Source organism: Pseudomonas saxonica, assembly GCF_007858365.1.
GTDB lineage: Bacteria > Pseudomonadota > Gammaproteobacteria > Pseudomonadales > Pseudomonadaceae > Aquipseudomonas > Aquipseudomonas saxonica.
On the sequence record NZ_VFIO01000005.1, the window covers coordinates 272,290 to 288,071 of the forward strand.

General features: G+C 57.3%; 15 protein-coding genes. 13 read left to right on the plus strand and 2 right to left on the minus strand.

Going from position 1 to position 15,782, the window contains the following annotated elements:
* Positions 1-7: 7 nt before the first annotated feature.
* The 3 genes from FJD38_RS15200 to FJD38_RS15210 are packed head-to-tail and all read left to right on the plus strand — an operon-like array spanning position 8 to position 2,470.
* Entirely contained in the window at positions 8-1,033 is a 1,026-nt protein-coding gene (locus FJD38_RS15200) for an aminoglycoside phosphotransferase family protein (protein WP_122784171.1), read from the plus strand.
* Positions 1,030-1,701 carry an N-acetylmuramate alpha-1-phosphate uridylyltransferase MurU gene (gene murU, locus FJD38_RS15205; RefSeq protein ID WP_146386074.1) on the plus strand — a complete coding sequence of 224 codons (672 nt, stop codon included), beginning with the start codon at positions 1,030-1,032 and terminating at the stop codon, positions 1,699-1,701. The genes FJD38_RS15200 and murU overlap by 4 nt, the downstream gene beginning before the upstream one ends.
* Position 1,702: 1 nt before the next feature.
* Positions 1,703-2,470, plus strand: a complete 768-nt coding sequence (locus FJD38_RS15210; protein WP_122784173.1) for a DnaJ domain-containing protein — start codon at positions 1,703-1,705, stop codon at positions 2,468-2,470.
* Here FJD38_RS15210 and FJD38_RS15215 read toward each other — a convergent pair.
* Positions 2,442-3,461, minus strand: coding sequence for an alpha/beta hydrolase family protein (locus FJD38_RS15215; RefSeq protein ID WP_146386075.1), 1,020 nt, complete (start codon positions 3,459-3,461; stop codon positions 2,442-2,444). The two genes, FJD38_RS15210 and FJD38_RS15215, sit on opposite strands and share 29 nt — an antisense overlap.
* Before the next feature lie 136 nt (positions 3,462-3,597).
* Between FJD38_RS15215 and FJD38_RS15220 the strand changes: the two genes are divergently transcribed.
* From FJD38_RS15220 to FJD38_RS15245, 6 genes are all read left to right on the plus strand, one after another.
* Positions 3,598-5,988, plus strand: coding sequence for a PAS domain-containing sensor histidine kinase (locus tag FJD38_RS15220; RefSeq protein ID WP_146386076.1), 2,391 nt, complete (start codon positions 3,598-3,600; stop codon positions 5,986-5,988).
* Positions 5,989-6,011: 23 nt separating this feature from the next.
* Complete coding sequence (locus FJD38_RS15225) at positions 6,012-6,641, plus strand: response regulator (protein ID WP_146386077.1); 630 nt, start codon at positions 6,012-6,014, stop codon at positions 6,639-6,641.
* Positions 6,642-7,015: 374 nt separating this feature from the next.
* A complete protein-coding gene (locus FJD38_RS15230) occupies positions 7,016-8,140 on the plus strand; it encodes an ABC transporter ATP-binding protein (protein WP_122784177.1) in 1,125 nt (374 codons plus the stop codon).
* A 35-nt stretch (positions 8,141-8,175) separates the two neighbouring features.
* The gene (locus tag FJD38_RS15235) at positions 8,176-9,216 is read left to right on the plus strand and encodes an ABC transporter substrate-binding protein (protein ID WP_122784178.1); all 1,041 of its coding nucleotides are present in this window, start codon (positions 8,176-8,178) and stop codon (positions 9,214-9,216) included.
* A gap of 68 nt (positions 9,217-9,284) precedes the next feature.
* On the plus strand, positions 9,285-10,532 hold the full coding sequence (locus FJD38_RS15240) for an ABC transporter permease (RefSeq protein WP_146386079.1): 1,248 nt from the start codon (positions 9,285-9,287) through the stop codon (positions 10,530-10,532).
* A gap of 10 nt (positions 10,533-10,542) precedes the next feature.
* A complete protein-coding gene (locus FJD38_RS15245; RefSeq protein ID WP_122784180.1) occupies positions 10,543-11,367 on the plus strand; it encodes an ABC transporter permease in 825 nt (274 codons plus the stop codon).
* Between the two features lie 3 nt (positions 11,368-11,370).
* Here the strand turns inward: FJD38_RS15245 and FJD38_RS15250 are convergent, their stop codons facing one another.
* Positions 11,371-11,829 (minus strand): REP-associated tyrosine transposase, encoded by a 459-nt coding sequence (locus FJD38_RS15250; RefSeq protein ID WP_122784181.1) that lies wholly within the window; start codon positions 11,827-11,829, stop codon positions 11,371-11,373.
* 292 nt (positions 11,830-12,121) lie between these two features.
* Here FJD38_RS15250 and rpe point away from each other — a divergent pair, with 292 nt between their 5' ends.
* The 4 genes from rpe to FJD38_RS15270 all read left to right on the plus strand — a co-directional run bounded on the left by rpe (position 12,122) and on the right by FJD38_RS15270 (position 15,774).
* The gene (gene rpe / locus FJD38_RS15255) at positions 12,122-12,796 is read left to right on the plus strand and encodes a ribulose-phosphate 3-epimerase (protein WP_122784182.1); all 675 of its coding nucleotides are present in this window, start codon (positions 12,122-12,124) and stop codon (positions 12,794-12,796) included.
* Positions 12,793-13,611: a phosphoglycolate phosphatase gene (locus FJD38_RS15260; RefSeq protein WP_146386081.1), complete on the plus strand. Its 819-nt coding sequence runs from the start codon at positions 12,793-12,795 to the stop codon at positions 13,609-13,611. The genes rpe and FJD38_RS15260 overlap by 4 nt, the downstream gene beginning before the upstream one ends.
* A gap of 70 nt (positions 13,612-13,681) precedes the next feature.
* Positions 13,682-15,169: an anthranilate synthase component I gene (trpE, locus tag FJD38_RS15265; protein ID WP_122784184.1), complete on the plus strand. Its 1,488-nt coding sequence runs from the start codon at positions 13,682-13,684 to the stop codon at positions 15,167-15,169.
* A gap of 11 nt (positions 15,170-15,180) precedes the next feature.
* The gene (locus FJD38_RS15270; RefSeq protein WP_122784185.1) at positions 15,181-15,774 is read left to right on the plus strand and encodes an aminodeoxychorismate/anthranilate synthase component II; all 594 of its coding nucleotides are present in this window, start codon (positions 15,181-15,183) and stop codon (positions 15,772-15,774) included.
* Positions 15,775-15,782 lie beyond the last annotated feature (8 nt).

Below are 15,782 nucleotides of genomic sequence, written 5' to 3' on the forward strand. Positions count from 1 at the left end.
CCTTGTAATGCCTGACCAAGATGTACGCTTGCAACACCTGAAAGTTTGGCTCGATGAGCAGTTGGCAACCTTGTTTTCGACGCAGGGTTGGGGCGCTGTACCCCCGGCCACGTTGACTGCCGCCAGCAGTGACGCGAGTTTTAGGCGCTATTTTCGCTGGGAGGGCGAGGGCCGCAGTTTTATTGTGATGGATGCGCCGCCCCCCCAGGAAAACTGCAAACCTTTCGTCGACATTGCCGATTTATTACGAATCAGCGAGATAAATGTCCCGAAAATTTATGCTCAAGACCTGGAACGCGGGTTCCTGTTGCTTAACGATCTGGGCAATAAAACCTTTTTGGACGTGATCAACAGCGACAACGCTGAAGGTTTGTTCAAGGACGCCATTGAGGCGTTGCTGGCCTTCCAGCAGTTGCCGATGGATGCGCCGTTGCCTTGCTATGACGAGGCCTTGCTGCGCCGAGAGCTTGAGCTCTTCCCCGAATGGTATGTGCGTCGCCACTTGGGCATTGAGCTCAATGAGCGGCAACAGGCTCTCTGGCAGCGGGTTAGCACGCTGTTGATCGACAGTGCGCTGGCGCAGCCCCAAGTTTTGGTGCACCGCGACTTTATGCCGCGCAATCTGATGCTCAGTATTCCTAACCCCGGCGTACTGGATTTTCAGGACGCGGTGTATGGCCCGGTAACGTATGACATCACTTGCCTGTTCAAGGATGCCTTTCTCAGCTGGCCAGAGGAGCGTGTGCACACCTGGCTCAAAGATTACTGGCAACTGGCAGCGCCACTGGGTATTCCCGTGGGCGACGACTTTGACGCGTTCTGGCGTGACAGCGATCTGATGGGCGTGCAGCGGCATTTGAAAGTGATCGGTATCTTTGCCCGCATCTGCCACCGCGACGGCAAACCGCGTTATCTGGCCGATGTGCCGCGCTTCTTCTCTTATATAGAAGCCGTTGTAGCGCGCCGCCCGGAATTGGCCGAGCTGGCTGAGTTGTTCGCCAGCCTGCCAGCGTCGCCTGAGGCCGTGCAATGAAAGCGATGATTTTGGCCGCGGGCAAGGGCGAACGCTTGCGTCCTTTAACCCTGCACACACCTAAGCCACTGGTGCGCGTGGGCGGCGTGCCATTGATCGAGTACCACCTGCAAGCACTCGCGGCGGCGGGTTTTACCGAGATCGTGATCAATCACGCTTGGCTGGGCCAGCAAATAGAAGACCACCTGGGCGATGGTTCGCGCTTTGGCGTCAGCATTCGGTACTCGGCCGAAGGAGAACCGCTCGAAACCGGCGGCGGTATTTTTAAAGCATTGCCACTGTTGGGCGATAAACCTTTTGCAGTGGTCAACGGTGACATCTGGACCGACTACAGCTTCGCCGGTCTGCGCACGCCTTTGACGGGGCTGGCGCATCTGGTGCTGGTCGACAACCCGGCGCACCACCCCACGGGCGACTTCTGCCTTGCGGGTACACAAGTGCTCGATGCCCAGCCGGGTAGTGACACCCTGACCTACAGCGGTATTGCCGTACTGAGCCCGGCGTTGTTCGAAGGTGCCGAGGCGGGTGCCTTCAAACTGGCACCGTTACTGCGCAATGCCATGGCGGCCGGGCGCGTGACAGGCGAGCGTATGCAGGGGCATTGGGTGGATGTAGGCACTCATGAGCGTTTAGCTGAGGTTGAATCGTTGATTAAGGGCAAGGACTAAGATGCTGTGGCCAGGGACTCTGATCGGAGCCGGTGCCGGCTATTTAATAGCCAGCATTCCGGGGGCCATGTTGGGCGCTTTATTGGGGCAGACGCTGGACCGTCGTCTGCAGCTGCACAGTTGGGCGCATTTGCGAGAGCGCCTGGGCGGTCGGCCAGCGCTGCGTAATGATGAGCTGCTGTTTGTGCTGCTGGGGCGTCTGGCAAAAAGCGGTGGGCGGGTGGTGGACAAGCATATCGAGCAAGCGCGTCAGGAAATGCGCTTGCTCGACATGAGCGGCCCCGCGCAGCAAAGAGCGATTGCCGCATTCAACCGGGGCAAGAGCGCAAGCGACTCTCTACGTGGGTACTTGCGGCGGTTGAGCGGCCAGCCGCATGCGGCTGAAGGTGTGCTGCGTGCCTGTTTCCGGATGATGTGGGCGGACGGCCGAGTCGACCCAAAAGAGCGTGAGTTGATTCTGCTCTGGGGACGATGGTTGGGGTGGAGCGCTCAACAAGTGCAGGCCCTTGGCGCGGATTACGGCCCCCAGAAAAGGCCACCGGCAACTCGGGGTGGCACCTATCAAGCGTCGCTGGCGTTACTTGGCGTGACCGCCAACACCGAGCCGGCTCAAATCAAGCGTGCGTACCGGCGTTTGCTCAGTCGTCACCACCCGGACAAAGTGGCCGGCAGCGGGGCCAGCGCAGCTCAAGTGCGCGAGGCCACGGAAACAACCCGTGAGCTACATCACGCTTACGCGCTTATTCGCGAGCAGCGTGGCTTTCGTTAGCGGCTGGCTGCGGGCTGAGCCAGCCTCGCACTCGGCGCATTAACTGCTCTTGCTCTGCTTCCCGGTTGCCGGGCATGGCGATCAATCCTACTTGAACAACATTCTGCCGGTTCGCTCGCTTGCTCGCTTGCAGGCGTTGCAAAGCGCTCTTGCGTGCCAGCACGGTGTCTTTATAGAAGACATCGAGTAAACCCACCGTGAGGTTGGGAGTCAGTTGGCTCAATTCTGGCTTCACCTGATCAGGCGTTGCGGCAGCCACCAGGATTAACTTGGCGATCTGTGGCGGTTTCCTTTCGCTGATATAACGGGCTGCCCAGTAAGCGCCGGTGCCGTTGCCCAGCAACACAACCGTGCGCATGTTTTGTTGCTGGGCAAAGGCCAGGGCCGCGTCAATGCGTGCGTAGATTCGCGCAGCATCGGCGGTGCTCATGGCCTTGAATGACTCGCTTGTTTGCAAGGGTGTCGCGGTGCTGTCGGTGCCAGCACTGGCGGCTTGCTCGATGGGTTTGGCTGTGGTGCTGGCGTCTTTGCTGCTACTGTTCGGCGCGGGTTCTGCAGGAGGTTTCTCTTGCTCGACAGGACGAGGCTGGCTGGCGGTGCTCTGCATGTCGGGCAGGCTCAGGCTCAGGCTGGCCCAGTTGGCGTCCGGCAGTTTGCGTCGTAATGGGCCGACAGTGACGGGCCAGTCAGCGTTTTCGCCGGCACCCGGAACAATGATCACGGCACCACTGGGCTCGCTGCTGTTGGCCGGCTTCCAGAGTGCAAGAAAGCTGTCCTGGCCTGCTTGCAACAGTTGCTGCTCGTCTTGCGCCACTTGCCGCTCAAGGGCGGCTGCGTCTTCTTGACTGCGTTCTTGCAGCAATGGGCGAACTTCTGGCTCGGCAATCGCGGGTTCGGTTTCGGGGGGGCCATCGACGGCCAGCACAGGGAGTGCGCAGGGCAGCATCAACGACAGAGACACGGTTGCAAGTGCCAGGCGGTAAAAAGACATCGGTTAGTCCAGGCCAGGAGTAATCCCGGTAGCCTAGGGTCTGTTCCCTTTTCATTGCAAGCCGCGTCGTGGCTGCAATGAAACGGGAACAGACCCTAATGGGTTGGTCAGTATTTGTCAGGGTGTGAGTATTCAGATGAAGCGTTTTTGCTGTCTGTTGGTTATCGGCTGGTTATCGCTGCCCTTGATAGGCCAGGCTGCGTCCATACCTGCCGCGCAATTGGATACCGAACAACAGCAGTGGCTGGCGCAGCATAAAGAGTTGCGCGTAGGGCTGGTGTTGCAGGCGCCCTATGCCAAATTCGACCAGCGCATGCAGCGCTTGTCCGGGGCGAATGTAGAGCTGATGAAATGGCTGGCGCAGAGCTTGGGCATCGAGCTGGTCTGGCGTAACTATCCTGATCTTGCACAGCTTGAGCAGGCCGCTCGTAGAGGTGAGATCGATCTTGCACCGGGTTTGACACAGACCCCGGCAGGCTTACATTTGTGGCTGTTTTCCGATCCTTATATGCGAGTTCCACAGTTGCTTGTCGGGGAGCGTACTGGCGGTGGAACGGTTGACCTTGAGCGCATTGACAGCCAAACCCGTGTGGCAGTGCGCATGCCCGGTGTTACGGCTGACTTTTTACGCGCCAGTTACCCGGGGCTCAATTTACAAGGCGTCCCGCTGGAGCGTCAGGCCTTGCAGTTGTTGCTGAGTCAGCAGGCCACTTATGCGGTGATCGACGAAGCTCAATTGGCCCGCCTTTCGGCAGAGCCCGAATTTGCAGGTCTGGCGGTGGTGGGCGATGTAGGGTTTCCGCAACTGCTGCGAGTAGCCACGCGCAAGGACTGGCCGCAGTTGGCTGCCATTGTGGAACGTGGGCTGCATGCGATTCCTCCCCGCGATATGGAACAACTACACAGCCAGTGGCTACAACCTAAATACCCGCATGCGGGTCAGTCGCCCGGCTTTTGGCAGAGCCTCTGTATGCTCATCGGTGCGCTGTTGCTGGCGAGCCTCACCCTTGTGGTGTGGCAGCGCCGGCAACAGAGTGCGCTGGAGCATTCTTTGCTGAAGGCGCGTGAAGAGGTCGTACAGAGTGCCGCCAGCGCTGAAGCCTTGCGTTTGACCCAGTTTTCAATTGATCAAAGCCCGGTGGGTATTCTCTGGGTCAACTGGGACAGTCACATTCGCTACGCCAATAAGGCCGCCGAAGACCTGTTGGGTTGCTCGGCGGGCGCGGTGCTGGACAGGCCTTTGAAGGATTTTGAACCCGGCCTGACGATGGATCGCTGGTTGACGTTATGGCGCCGCGCGCGCGCCGATGACATCGCTGTGCAGCGCTTCGAAACGCATTGCGTGCGGGCCGATGGCAGTGAGTTCCCGGCCGACGTAACCTTGAGCTTTCTGCGTTTCAAGGATGCGGAATACCTGGTGGTGTACCTCAATGACGTGACCGAGCGGCGCCGTGTACAAGCGGCTCTGCAGGAAAGCGATGCTCGCTTGCAAGGGATCGCCGCCAATGTTCCGGGGTTGGTGTTCCGTTTAGAGCGCTCTTTGCTAACCGGTGAACTGGATTTTCCTTATATCAGCGAAGGCAGCGAAAACCTGGCGGGCTATTCCCCTGCGACGTTACGTCAGCGTGAGGTGGGTTTACGCAGTCTGGTGCATCCGGATGACAAGGCGGATTACCATCGAGTGCAGGACATAGCGGTGGACAGTGACAGTGACTGGTCGTGGCAAGGGCGGATTGTGACCCGTCAAGGCCAGCAACGCTGGGCTGAGATCAAAGCGATCAGCCGGCGTCTTGGCGATGGCACCGTGGTATGGGATGGCATCGTTTGGGACATCAGCGACAGCAAACGCATCGAGCTGGAGCTGGACCGTTCCCGCGGTCAATTGCGTGAGTTGTCGGCCCACCTCGAAAGCGTGCGCGAAGAAGAGAAGGCCCGGATTGCCCGCGAGGTGCATGATGAGTTGGGTCAGATGCTGACCGTACTCAAGCTGGAAACCTCGATGTGCGAATTGGCCTATGCCGACCTTGATCCGGGGTTGCGCGAGCGGCTCAACAGCATGAAAAAACTGATTGCCCAGTTGTTTCAGCTGGTGCGAGACGTAGCTACCGCGCTGCGGCCGCCCATTCTTGATGCCGGAATCAGCTCTGCCATTGAGTGGCAGGCCAGACGCTTTGAGGCGCGTACGAACATTCCCTGTCTGGTGCAGGTGCCTGAGCATTTGCCGCCGCTCAGTGCTGCCAAAGAAGTCGGGCTGTTCAGAATTTTGCAGGAGGCGCTGACTAATGTGATGCGCCATGCGCATGCGCATACCGTTGAGTTGACCTTGTGTGTTGAGGGGCAAACGCTGTGCCTGAGCATCAGCGATGACGGTCGGGGGTTTATACCCGTGAACGACCGCCCGACCTCCTTTGGCTTGGTCGGTATGCGCGAGCGGGTATTGATGCTGGGAGGCACCTTGACCCTGCACAGCCAGCCCGGTGAGGGAACCCTGTTGAGTGTGCGAGTGCCGTTAACCCAACGCCTTTAGTGATCATTGATAAGGAAGTAGCCGTGATTCGTGTACTGGTAGCTGAAGATCACACCATCGTGCGCGAGGGCATCAAGCAATTGATTGGCCTGGCCAAAGACTTGTTGGTGGTGGGTGAAGCCAGTAATGGCGAGCAATTGCTGGAAACCCTGCGCCATGTGCCTTGTGAGGTGGTGCTTCTGGATATTTCCATGCCTGGCGTTAATGGGCTGGAAGCCATTCCGCGTATACGCGCGTTGAACAACCCACCGGCCATTTTGGTGCTGTCGATGCATGACGAGGCGCAAATGGCTGCCCGGGCGCTGAAGTTCGGGGCGGCGGGGTATGCGACCAAGGACAGCGATCCGGCGTTACTGCTGACGGCGATTCGAAAAGTGGCAGCCGGTGGGCGCTATATCGACCCGGAACTGGCGGATCGCATGGTTTTCGAGGTGGGCTTGACTGATGAACGCCCTTTACACGCGTCTCTGTCCGAACGTGAATTTTCAGTGTTCGAGCGACTGGCTCAAGGCGCCAACGTCAACGACATCGCCCAACAATTGGCATTGAGCAGTAAGACCATCAGCACCCACAAAGCGCGGTTAATGCAAAAACTCAACATCACCTCACTGGCCGAGCTGGTGAAATACGCGATGGAGCATAAGCTGGTTTAACACCTGTTCTCGTAGCAGCTGCCGCAGGCTGCGTCCGGCGACGAAGTCGTCGTAAAACACCCTCTGGCGCATTGTGTCAGGACGCCCGTGTACTCCGTTTTACGATCGCTACGCAATCGGACGCAGCGTTCGGCAGTTGCTACGGGGACTGTGGATTCGATATTGCGTGTCTATTTACGACCCTTTGAACACGATCTTCAGCCTTATTGTTGAGCGCGGCTGTATCCAGCGTTCCATTTACGACATTCCTGTAGGGGATCCCCTACAACAACCCTTCCATCCTGCTGATGACATTCTCTCCTGTGCCCCGATTTCTGTGGGCTGACGGCTTCTTTAGGCTTGAGCCACAGCAGTCCAAAACAGAAGGTGTGGCTATGGGTGAGGTCGGTGCAAGCGCTGGGTCGAATGATATTTTGGTCAGCTTTCGTGGCGTGCAAAAAAGCTATGACGGCGAAAACCTGATCGTCAAAGACCTCAATCTGGACATTCGCAAAGGCGAGTTCCTGACCTTGCTCGGGCCTTCCGGTTCGGGCAAAACCACTAGCCTGATGATGCTGGCCGGTTTTGAAACGCCCACCGCCGGTGAAATCTTGCTGGCAGGGCGTGCGATCAATAACGTGCCCCCGCACAAGCGTGACATCGGCATGGTGTTTCAGAACTACGCATTGTTCCCGCATATGACCGTGGCCGAAAACCTGGGGTTTCCCTTGTCGGTGCGCGGCCTCAATCGAACGGACATCAGTGAGCGGGTCAAGCGCGTATTGAGCATGGTTCAACTCGATGCCTTTGCTCAGCGCTATCCGGCTCAACTGTCCGGCGGCCAGCAACAACGGGTGGCGCTGGCGCGGGCATTGGTGTTCGAGCCGCAACTGGTGTTGATGGACGAACCCTTGGGTGCCTTGGACAAACAACTGCGTGAGCACATGCAAATGGAGATCAAGCACCTGCACCAACGTCTAGGCGTGACCGTGGTGTACGTGACCCACGATCAGGGTGAAGCCTTGACCATGTCGGATCGGGTGGCGGTGTTCCATCAGGGGGAAATCCAGCAGATCGCTCCGCCGCGCAGTCTCTACGAGGAACCGAAAAACACCTTTGTGGCCAATTTCATTGGCGAAAACAACCGCCTCAATGGCCGCTTGCACAGTCAGGAGGGTGATCGCTGCGTTATCGAATTGAGCCGTGGTGAAAAGGTCCAGGCGTTGGCGGTGAATGTCGGGCGTACGGGCGATCCGGTGACGTTGTCGATTCGTCCCGAGCGCATCAGTCTCAACGGCTCCAGCCAGTCCTGCGCTAACCGGTTTTCGGGCAGGGTCGAAGAATTTATCTACCTGGGCGACCACGTTCGGGTACGGATGGAAGTCTGCGGCAAGACCGATTTTTTTGTGAAACAACCGATTGCCGAGCTGGACCCGACCCTTGCGGTTGGGGATGTCGTACCGCTGGGCTGGCATGTTGAACACGTACGTGCGCTGGACCCCCTCATAGAGGCGAATTAATCGCCCCGGCTTCACCAACCCTGTGGAGAGTAACGATGCAAGCAACCTTTAAGTTAACGGCCCTGAGTTTGGGCTTGCTGTTCGCCGCCAATGCACTGGCGGCCACCGACCTGACCGTGGTCTCGTTTGGCGGTGCGAACAAGGCCGCACAGGTCAAAGCGTTCTATGCCCCTTGGGAAGCCAAAGGGGATGGCAAAATCATCGCCGGTGAGTACAACGGTGAAATGGCCAAAATCAAGGCCATGGTTGATACTAAAAGTATTTCATGGGATCTGGTCGAGGTTGAATCGCCTGAACTGTCCCGTGGCTGTGATGAAGATATGTTTGAAGCGCTGGACCCGGCGCTGTTCGGTAATCCGGAGCAGTACGTAAAAGGTGCCATCCAGACCTGCGGCGCCGGCTTCTTTGTGTGGTCGACCGTACTGGCCTACAACGCCGACAAGCTAAAAACCGCCCCCACCAGTTGGGCTGATTTCTGGGACACCAAAACCTTTCCCGGTAAACGTGGCCTGCGCAAAGGTGCCAAGTACACCCTCGAATTCGCGCTGATGGCGGACGGGGTTGCACCCAAGGATGTGTACACCGTATTGGCCAGTAAAGATGGCCAGAACCGCGCCTTTAAAAAACTGGATGAACTCAAGCCAAGCATTCAATGGTGGGAAGCGGGCGCACAGCCGCCGCAATATCTGGCCTCTGGTGACGTGGTGATGAGTTCTGCCTACAACGGCCGAATCGCTGCCGTGCAAAAAGAGAGCAACCTCAAGATTGTCTGGAATGGCGGCATCTATGATTTCGATGCCTGGGCTATTCCTAAAGGCCTGAGTGCTGACAAGGCCGCGGCCGCGAAGAAGTTCATGGCTTTTACCCTGCAACCGCAACAGCAGAGCGTTTATTCGCAAAACATCGCGTATGGCCCGGCGAACAAGGATGCGATGGCATTACTGCCTGAAAATGTTCAAGCCGAGATGCCGACCGCCCCGCAGAACATTGCCAACCAAGTGCAGATTGACGTCAGCTTCTGGGCTGATAACGGCGAGCAACTGGAGCAGCGTTTCAACGCCTGGGCTGCCAAGTAAGCAGCGCTGATACGCGGCGCGCCCGCAAGGATCGCGCCGCCATCGTTTAAAGATTTCCGGAGTTTGCCATGGCCATCGCCGTTCCCCTGAACGAGGTCTCCAGCCCCACGTTGAAGAAGCGTCTTGCGCATGCCGAGCGCGTGAACCGCTGGAAAGCACAGGCCCTGATTGCGCCGTTGGTTATTTTTTTGCTGTTGGTATTTCTGGTACCGATCGCAGCACTGCTCTACAAAAGCGTCGGTAACCCTGAAGTGGTTGAGGGATTGCCGCGCACGGTCGTGGCGGTGGCGGGTTGGGACGGTAAAGGCTTACCGGCGGAGCCGGTTTACCGGGCACTCAGCGAAGACTTGGCTGAGGCGCGCAAAAATCAAGTGTTAGGGGATTTATCCAAGCGCCTGAACATGGAGTTGGCCGGCTACCGCAGCTTGCTGATGAAAACCGCGAAGGCTTTACCGTTCAAGACTGCCCCCGAATCTTATAAAGATGCATTGGAAAATGTTGATGAGCGCTGGGGCGACCCGGCGTATTGGCAGGCCATCAAGCGCAACATCTCAAGCGTCACACCGTTTTACCTGCTGGCAGCAGTCGATCACCGTATCGATGATCTGGGCGAAATCGCTCAGGCGACGCCGGATCAGTCGATCTACCTCGATATTTTTGCCCGTACCTTCTGGATGGGGTTTGTGATTACCTGCATCTGCCTGGTGCTGGCGTATCCGTTGGCGTATTTGTTGGCTAACTTGCCGGCGCGTCAAAGCAACTTGCTGATGATTCTGGTGTTGTTGCCGTTCTGGACGTCGGTACTGGTGCGGGTCGCGGCCTGGATTGTGTTGCTGCAATCGGGCGGCCTGATCAACAGCGCGTTGATCAGCATGGGCCTGATCGATCAACCGCTGGAGTTGGTGTTCAACCGGGTCGGGGTCTACATCTCGATGGTGCACATCCTCCTGCCTTTTATGATTTTGCCGATCTACAGCGTGATGAAAGGCATTTCTCCCACCTACATGCGCGCGGCCATCTCTCTGGGCTGTCATCCATTTGCCAGCTTCTGGCGGGTGTATTTCCCGCAGACCTACGCGGGTGTTGGCGCGGGTTGCTTGCTGGTGTTCATCATTGCGATTGGCTACTACATAACCCCGGCGTTGTTGGGCAGTCCGAATGATCAAATGGTCAGTTACTTCGTGGCGTTTTACACCAACACGAGCATCAACTGGGGGATGGCGACAGCGTTAGGCGGCTTGCTCCTGCTGGCGACCGTGGTGCTGTACCTGATTTACAACTGGCTGGTAGGCGCCACCCGCCTGCGTTTGAGCTGAGGAGGTTGCGATGCTGAGTCCCTACATGTCCCCGATTGAGCGGGTCTGGTTTTACAGTTTGCGCATCCTGTGCGGGTTGATTTTGCTGTTCCTGATTTTGCCGGTGTTGGTGATCATCCCGCTGTCATTCAACTCGGGCAGTTTTCTGGTGTACCCGCTGCAAGGATTTTCATTGCATTGGTATCAGGACTTTTTTGGTTCTGCGGAATGGATGCGGGCGTTGAAAAACAGCGTCATCGTGGCCCCTGCTGCGACGGTACTGGCGATGGTGTTCGGTACGCTCGCGGCGATCGGCCTGACCCGTGGGCACTTCCCCGGCAAAGCGCTGGTCATGGCGCTGGTGATCTCGCCCATGGTAGTGCCGGTGGTTATTATCGGTGTGGCCAGCTATTTGTTCTTCGCCCCGTTGGGGTTGGGCAACAGTTATTTTTCGCTGATCGTTGTGCACGCCGTGCTGGGTGTTCCGTTTGTGATCATTACCGTGTCAGCGACCTTGCAAGGGTTCAACCACAACCTGGTCAGAGCGGCGGCGAGCTTGGGCGCTTCACCGCTGACAGCGTTTCGCCGGGTGACATTGCCGCTGATTGCGCCGGGTGTCATATCCGGTGCGCTGTTTGCCTTTGCCACCTCTTTTGATGAAGTGGTAGTAACGCTGTTTTTGGCCGGGCCAGAGCAAGCGACCTTGCCACGGCAGATGTTCAGCGGTATCCGCGAGAACCTCAGCCCTACCATCGCTGCGGCAGCGACGTTGTTGATCGGTTTTTCGGTCGTGTTATTGCTCACGCTGGAATGGTTGCGCGGTCGCAGTGAGAAACTGCGCACGGCGCAGGCGTAAGGCTTACATCCAGCAAGCATCCCATAAGGGGTAATCACCGATTCGCGTGGTCAATCGTGCGCGGATCGGGTTTTTGATGATGTAGCGGGCGATGTCTTTTATATCCTCCTCATCGCGTAAAGCTCGGTCGTGGTAACCCTTTTGCCACAGTCGGCCGGATGACCGGCAAGCCTGATTAACCGTTACGCTGCTGCGCGACTTCACGCGGCACATCACTTCTGCGAGCGTTTTATCATTAAGTTCGATCAGCCAATGGAAATGATCAGGCATCACAACCCAAGCCTTGGATGTCACGACCCCTTCGTCATGCGCCTGCCTGAATTGCTCCACAACAAGACGGCCTAAATGAAAGTCCTTGAAAATGGGCCGTCTTTGTTGGGTGGTACTGGTTAGAAGATAAAGGCGGCCCTGCTCAGAGTGGCGGCCGATACGCAGGCGGTAAGCGTTCTTTGACGTTGGCAATCCATTGCCCTCCGTGATTGGTTTTCTTAACCTAGATCACTTACATACTTGCCACTGAAGCAACCCTTGACCAAGTATTACACCACCTCGTAGCAGCTGCCGAAGGCTGCGTCCGAGTGCGCAGCGCTCGTGAAATGGGTGATACAAACCTGTCACGAAATATGTATCTTCAGGGTTTGCGGCCTGCGGCCGAACGTCGCCTTCGGCAACTGCTACGGGGGGAAATGTATAGCGCGAACGGGTCGGCGGTATACAATGCGCGCCACCGTGTTTTGCTCATTAAAGGTGCGTTATGCAGCCCTTCGCTATTGCCCCATCGATTCTCTCTGCCGATTTCGCCCGTCTTGGCGAAGAAGTCGACAATGTGCTCGCCGCTGGCGCTGATATCGTGCATTTCGATGTCATGGACAATCACTACGTCCCCAACCTGACCATTGGCCCGATGGTGTGTTCGGCCCTGCGCAAGTATGGCGTCACCGCACCCATCGATGTGCATCTGATGGTCAGCCCCGTTGATCGCATCATCGGCGACTTTATCGAAGCCGGCGCTACCTTTATCACCTTTCACCCAGAAGCGACCCAGCATATCGACCGCTCTTTGCAATTGATCCGCGAAGGTGGCTGCAAGGCCGGTCTGGTGTTCAATCCAGCCACGCCGCTGGACGTGCTCAAGTACGTAATGGACAAGGTCGACATGGTCTTGCTGATGAGTGTTAACCCAGGTTTTGGCGGGCAGAAGTTTATCCCCGGCACGCTGAACAAACTGCGTGAAGCGCGCGCACTGATCGATGCGTCGGGCCGTGATATTCGCCTGGAAATCGACGGCGGCGTCAACGTGGCTAATATCCGTGAAATCGCAGAGGCCGGTGCTGATACGTTCGTCGCCGGTTCGGCGATTTTCAACACCCCGAACTACGAAGAAGTCATCCAGAAAATGCGCGCCGAGCTTGCGTTGGCGCGCCCATGAGTCGCTTCGAGCAGTTGCTTAAAGGGCAACTGCCCAAGCTGGTGATGTTCGATCTGGACGGCACCCTGATTGATTCCGTGCCGGATCTGGCCGCTGCTGTGGAGACGATGCTACACACGCTCGGTCGCCCACCCGCCGGTATAGAAAACGTGCGGATATGGATTGGCAACGGTGCACCGATGTTGGTGCGCCGCGCACTGGCGGGCAATATCGAGGCATCGGGCGTTGATGACGCCGAAGCCGAGCAAGCGCTGGAGATTTTCATGACGGCCTACGAGGGCGGTCATGGACACACCACGGTCTATCCGGGGGTGCGTGAAAGCCTCAAGTGGTTGCAAAAACAGGGCGTTGAAATGGCCCTGATCACCAACAAGCCTGAGCGTTTCGTCGCCCCCTTGCTGGATGAACTCAAGCTGGGACGGTTTTTTCGCTGGATAATCGGCGGCGATACCCTGCCGCAAAAAAAACCCGACCCGGCTGCGCTGTTATTTGTGATGAAAATGGCGGGTGTGACACCACGAGAATCACTTTTTATCGGCGATTCACGCAATGACGTGCTGGCTGCCAAAGCCGCTGGCGTACGCTGCGTGGCACTGAGTTATGGCTACAATCACGGTCGTCCGATTGAAGAAGAGTCGCCGGATATGGTCATCGACAACCTGCAAGAGCTGATAGCCGGTTGCTTAGATTCTGCACCTGATATAACGTTGGGCAATTCCGTTCACCCCTCTCGAAGAGATTCCATCGTGGTGGTCACTCGCAAACTCTGGATGAAAGTTATCAAGGCCCTGGCCCGTTGGCGTTGGCGCGCCTGACTTGAATCTGGCCGCTGAGTCGGCACGTTTGCACACCTGACCGTTTTACCCTCAGACCACGAGGCACCTCATGATCCGCGAAGAATTCCTGCGCTTGGCCGCTGCTGGCTACAACCGTATCCCGTTGGCCCGCGAAACCCTGGCCGACTTCGACACGCCGCTGTCCATCTACCTGAAACTGGCTGATCAGCCCAACTCCTATTTGTTGGAGTCGGTGCAGGGCGGTGAGAAGTGGGGCCGTTACTCGATCATTGGCTTGCCGTGCCGCACCGTGTTGCGTGTGCATGAGCACCAGATCCGGGTGACCCAGGATGGTGTAGAAATCGAAGCACACGAATCCGAAGACCCACTGGCGTTTGTCGAAGCTTTCAAAGCCCGTTACAACGTACCGACCATTGCGGGTTTACCGCGTTTCAATGGTGGCCTGGTGGGTTACTTCGGTTATGACTGTGTGCGCTATGTGGAGAAGCGTTTGGGTAAATGCCCGAACCCTGATCCACTGGGCGTGCCGGACATTCTATTGATGGTGTCGGATGCAGTGGTGGTATTCGACAACCTGGCCGGCAAGATGCACGCGATTGTGCTGGTTGATCCTGCTCAGCCAGACGCTTACGAAGAAGGTCAGGCCCGTCTTGAGGCGCTGCTTGAACAGTTGCGTCAGCCGATGGCACCTCGACGCGGTCTGGATTTCACCCGCCAGCAAGCGGCTGATCCGGTGTTTCGCTCCAGCTTCACGCAGGACGACTACGAAAAAGCTGTCGACACCATCAAGGACTACATCCTTGCGGGTGATTGCATGCAAGTGGTGCCGTCGCAACGCATGTCCATCGACTTCAAGGCTGCGCCGATCGATTTGTACCGTGCGCTGCGCTGCTTCAACCCGACACCTTATATGTACTTTTTCAACTTTGGTGACTTCCACGTGGTGGGCAGTTCGCCAGAAGTGCTGGTACGGGTAGAAGACAACCTGATTACCGTGCGACCGATCGCCGGCACGCGCCCTCGGGGTGCGACCGAAGAAGCCGATCTGGCATTGGAAAAAGACCTGTTGAGTGACGACAAGGAAATCGCCGAGCACTTGATGCTGATTGACCTTGGGCGCAACGACACGGGGCGCGTTTCTGAAACCGGCTCGGTCAAGCTCACCGAGAAAATGGTAATCGAGCGTTACTCCAATGTTATGCACATTGTGTCCAACGTTACGGGTCAGCTTAAAAGCGGGCTGACGGCAATGGACGCGCTGCGTGCCATTCTGCCCGCGGGCACTTTGTCCGGGGCACCCAAAATTCGGGCGATGGAAATCATCGACGAACTGGAGCCCGTCAAGCGTGGTGTATATGGCGGGGCAGTGGGTTATTTCGCCTGGAATGGCAACATGGACACGGCCATTGCCATTCGTACCGCAGTGATCAAAAACGGTGAGCTGCATGTGCAAGCGGGTGGCGGCATTGTGGCTGACTCGGTGCCTGCGCTGGAGTGGGAAGAGACGCTGAACAAACGCCGTGCGATGTTTCGCGCGGTAGCGCTCGCTGAACAAACCCCCACGACTGACGCCTGAGGAGCTTTGCCATGTTGTTGATGATCGATAATTACGACTCTTTTACGTACAACGTAGTGCAGTACCTCAGCGAGCTGGGTGCCGTCGTCAAGGTGGTGCGCAACGACGAACTGACCGTGGCTGAGATCGAAGCACTCAAACCAGAGCGCATCGTAGTGTCGCCGGGTCCGTGTACACCGAATGAGGCGGGTATCTCGCTTGAAGCCATCAAGCATTTCGCCGGCAAGCTGCCGATTCTGGGTGTATGCCTGGGGCATCAATCCATCGGCCAGGCTTTTGGCGGCGATGTAGTGCGTGCCAGAGAAGTGATGCACGGCAAAACCAGCCCGGTCTATCACCTTGATAAGGGCGTATTTCAAGGGCTGAACAACCCGCTGACCGTGACCCGTTATCACTCTTTGGTGGTCAAGCGCGATACCTTGCCCGAGTGCCTGGAGTTGACGGCCTGGACGCAGCAACCTGATGGCTCGGTAGACGAGATCATGGGCTTGCGGCACAAAACGCTGAACATCGAAGGGGTGCAATTTCACCCTGAGTCGATCCTGACCGAGCAAGGCCATGAGCTGTTTGCCAATTTCCTCAAACAAACCGGCGGCATGCGCTAAGGACTTTT